This is a genomic window from Enterobacter cloacae complex sp. 6730903, from assembly GCF_048283985.1.
In the GTDB taxonomy this organism is placed as follows: Bacteria; Pseudomonadota; Gammaproteobacteria; order Enterobacterales; family Enterobacteriaceae; genus Enterobacter; species Enterobacter hormaechei_C.
Genome location: NZ_JBLVXX010000096.1, coordinates 1 through 4323 on the forward strand (window position 1 = coordinate 1; position 4323 = coordinate 4323).

The window sequence follows — 4323 nt, forward strand, 5'->3', positions numbered from 1 at the left end:
GTTACAGGAAGTGCGGATTTTTCCTAAATTTGTAAAAAACCTAAGAATTATCTTAATAAATCTGGTACTTAATTATTATTTTACGTAAAAAGTCTTTGTGGTTTAATGGTTATGTAAGGATTTTTTGATACCCTTATACCCGATGGACCTAAGGTCACTGACAACGATGTTCATGTAGAATCTTCGTTTCTGTAATCCCTTTTGTCCTTGTCCCAAATGATTGATTATTATAATAAAGGCTGATCGAATGCTATCTCGCAACTCACTAATACATGGTTTACGCCGAGACCAGTTAATCGGAGTTCTGACTATTTCAGAGTTTCCGGTAGTTATGGTAGAAAGCCACTTCATTCAGTCTGAGGTTATGGGAATAAAACCCGTAATTTTTAATATTGATGAGCTTCTTGTTTCTATATCCCCAATTTCCTCTCTTAAGTTCGATTGGGAGTGGGCCCCAGTTGATACAATACTCATTGAAGTTATCATTCCACCTGTAGAGTCAGACCTTGTAAGTGCAGAAAATGACTTCCTCCGTGATTCTGGTATTGGCCATATCCAGTGCGAGCCTGGCGGAGCATCAATACGACGTACAGTTACCTTCGTTGGTGGAATAACCGCTGATAACTTACTGTATCAGTTGAGGCTTATGTGCGTAAGCGCGTTAAAACTTTTAGGAGAGGAACTGGGGGATGAAGTCTAAGATTAGATATGTTTTATCTGGTTTTGTTGTGTTATGTGCATTTGCTGGAGTTTATAAAATCCTAAACAATGTTCCGGTTAAACCTGACCTTTTGGACTTCACTGGAAACACATTTAAAAAGACATCACTCTTCCTGCCATGTGATAAAAGCTCGCCTTCTTTAAACATTAAAATTGCTGATAACGAGAAAATCGTGATCAACGGCATCGCTTCAAAAGTAACTTTTGTTGAAAAGGCTGACCCCGTCAAAAGCCCTGGTTTTTGTGATGATCTTGATCTAAACAATTCTCGCCTTGTACATACGGCATCTTACAGCCTGGTGATTTCTGAAACCAAAACAGGATTTACACTATCAAATTTCAAGCATCTTGCCGATGATGAATCATTAGGCGGTATGTGGTTTTATCAAAAGTGACTTTTTATATGGCAACTTCAGACTTCGCTCTTAAAAACCATAATGTTAAAGCATTTGGTCAGGATGCAGCCCTTGTCATTGAGATGAACAATGAAGATGTTAGCTCATCAAAACCTTCACCTTTTTCAAATGAGATTGATAATTATTATCTTACATTGCACGTCGCTCCAAGGAACGCAAAAAAAGATTATGACTGGGGCTCAAACCGTTCTGTACTTCTAAAATTGTCGACGAATGAAGTTATGCAGATGGCATCTGTATTTCTTAGAATCATGCATACTTTAAAGATTGATAAGAGGAAAACCTCACATCATGGCCACGTCGTATACAAAAATATAAGCGTTACCCCAAACGAGAGGGGCGGTTTGTTGTTATCCGCAGGGATAGTTCCAGTCGATAAAGATGGCTTAAAACCCTTCATGCACATGGTCCCCGTCTCACAAATGGATTGCGTTAAAATTGGCCTCTACATACTTGGATATCTTGCTCAAAAAACGCCCTGGGTAAGCTCCGAGTCTATAATTACCGCGCTTCGCTTATCTGAAGCCAAGAATTCAAAATAGCGCATTAACATACGGAATATACGGAAAAATACAGGTTTTTTTAAATGTTATACGAACGGATATTTCTGTTTTTCATCGTAAAGTGAGTTTAATTTTGCTCAGAAAAACAGGTATTCGTCATGAGAAAATCAGGTTTAGGTTTAGCCCTGTTGTTTTCTTTAATTGCTCCGATTAAAGCGGTCTATGCTGAAGCGATTATGATTTCAGGAAAGCTACAGGCTGATTTGCCAGCCGTATCCTTTGACCCGGGGCCGGGCGACTTTGTTGCATACGTTAATTCTAACACTATCACTGCCTCAGGTGCAGGCACAGCCTGTAATGTAACGGTTGATGATCGAGCGACTTCCTCTGTTGATAACCTCGTTTGTTTTTTTGAGTGGTTACCCAATACCTTGGGATTAACTTCTAACGGCTTCACTCTTTCAGGCGTTCCCAACACCACCGGTGATTTAAAACTACCTTACAAGATTTCTTACTTCTCTGGTTCTGAACGGAAAAAAGTTGAAATAGTAAAAGGTGAATATTCAATCAAAAGTGTGGCACCGGTAAAACCAACTATCACCGGTCTTAAATCATCCCTGAACGGATTAGTCTATGACGGCTTTTCTTTCAAATCGTATTTAAAGGATGAAGCGATCAAAGATATCGCTGTTTCTGTTGAACCCCGCAATTATATTCAATACATCTCAATAGGTTCAGGCTCCGCCTGTGAAGTACCTATTGGCGGAACTTCCTGTACCATTGAAGTTGGAAGCATTAAGGCCAGTGATACAGATGAACTTTTGGGTTCACGTGATATCACAATTACAGCAAACTCTAAGAATAATTATTTCGCACCTCCTGAATCCAAAAAGCTTGTTGTTAACTGGGATTATCGGCCTCCTGTAGTAGACCATACACTTTGGAATTTTACCGATGAGGCTAAAACAATCAAAGTAGGTGGCCAGGACATCTATACCGGAGCCAAAACCGTTGCTGTGGCCGTTAAGGTACCCCAGCAAGAAACAGAAGGTGAATGGTGGCTCCCAACAGCTATGTCGCTCACTATGACTCCGGATGGCGTGTTTAAGCCGACGACTAAAGTGACTTTAGATGATGGCACTGAGATTGATTTCAAACAGTCCTGGGCAACCCCTTTACGTAGAACTTTACAGCCGGTAAGTGGACCTCAAAAAGTCGGTGATGAGTACCTCTATATCTTTGACTTAACGGATCTTATAAACGGGTCCTACGCAGCGACTTTTACAGTAGAAAATACGAGCAAAAACTCTTCTACGTACACTGAGCCTGAAAGCAAACTGATGCTGTCTGATAACCCAACGCTTATGGTTCTCAAAGATGGGCAGGTATTAACTAAACGAGCACCCGTATACTTCCTGAACGAGATTATCGTTGCAGCTTTCCAGGGGCAGGCTGGGGTTGCTGACATAAAATCAGTAACAATAGACAACAAAGTAGTTTCGTTAACACCTACAAATTATAAAGGTATTTACTACCTGCCGGTTGGAGACGATTTAGCAGTTAATTCGGATCACGAGATTACTGTGGTGGCTGAAAACCTTTATGGAAAAAACGTAAATTTCAGTACCGTGTTCACTTATCAACCTACTGGATTCACTCTTAAGAATCTGGAAAAAAACGTAACTCTTTACTCGCGCGTACGTCAGTATACGGACCTGCTTAGTCAAACAGCTGGTGATAAATGCACTCTGTTTACCACAGAGGAAAATGCGAATGCTTACCTCGCCTGGTATGGGGAAAAATCAGATGTTACAGCATGCTACCCTCAGTGGAACAATGTCCCTGATGGGTTGGAGTTCTATTTTAAAGGACGTACCCCGGGTCTAACTGGATTCTTTAATAAAACAGGTGAGAATCTGCTCGACTATCAAGTCTATATGATTAACGGGAAGGGCTCTAAAGCGGTTTCCGCAAGGAATCGCCGTACTCTGACCACACAATTACCATACAACCCGATCATCTCTTACAAAAAGAATAAAGTCATAGCAGGCATCAATCCGAACACTGCTCTGGCTTATACGACCGGGGGGGAGGCCGCTCGAATATTAGCGAAGGTGGTACCAGCTGACGTTACGATGATCGTCTCTCAAAACGGCTCTGAGGCTGTCAAAACGTCATTTAAAAATCGTTCCTCAAACAACGATGCAACGACCTTTGTACAAAGGGTCAAGGTTGCTGCTGCACCATTGTGGACAAAGAACGTCTTTGACATAGCTGTAGAATACTCAAAGGATCCAGAATTAAGAACTACAGACACCCTCAACGTATATACGGTGCCTGATTTCAATATTCGAGCATCGATGGAAGTGGATGACAAAAAAACAGCCACATCTCTTGAAGTGCCCTTAAAGGTAACAGTGGGGCGTTATAACAACTCCACACGTAAAAGTGCATTTGACCGTAAAACAATGGGAGAATGGGACGTCACGATATACTCTCAAAAAAGTGTATACGGCAAAGATCCAGAAACAGGCCGTTATAAAACTACATACGAAAGAACTGCGCTGACTGAAGCATTGCCGGTCTGACCTGCTCCCCGTTGATTAGTACACCCCGATGTTAGTAATGTCTTCATAAGCCACATGAGGACATCCCCATGAAGAAGCGTTTTTCCGACGAACAGA

General features: G+C 41.4%; 3 protein-coding genes and 1 pseudogene. All 4 read left to right on the plus strand.

Annotated features, from left to right (window positions below; genetic code table 11):
• Nucleotides 1-247 precede the first annotated feature (247 nt).
• Nucleotides 248-700: a H transfer determinant A gene (gene hdtA, locus ACNQ0W_RS24675; RefSeq protein ID WP_000952689.1), complete on the plus strand. Its 453-nt coding sequence runs from the start codon at nucleotides 248-250 to the stop codon at nucleotides 698-700.
• Nucleotides 690-1115 carry a hypothetical protein gene (locus ACNQ0W_RS24680; protein ID WP_000836981.1) on the plus strand — a complete coding sequence of 142 codons (426 nt, stop codon included), beginning with the start codon at nucleotides 690-692 and terminating at the stop codon, nucleotides 1113-1115. The genes hdtA and ACNQ0W_RS24680 overlap by 11 nt, the downstream gene beginning before the upstream one ends.
• Before the next feature lie 8 nt (nucleotides 1116-1123).
• A complete protein-coding gene (locus ACNQ0W_RS24685) occupies nucleotides 1124-1678 on the plus strand; it encodes a plasmid transfer protein (RefSeq protein ID WP_000235773.1) in 555 nt (184 codons plus the stop codon).
• A gap of 119 nt (nucleotides 1679-1797) precedes the next feature.
• Nucleotides 1798-4224: pseudogene (locus ACNQ0W_RS24690) on the plus strand (hypothetical protein); the annotation flags it as partial.
• Between the last annotated feature and the right edge of the window lie 99 nt (nucleotides 4225-4323).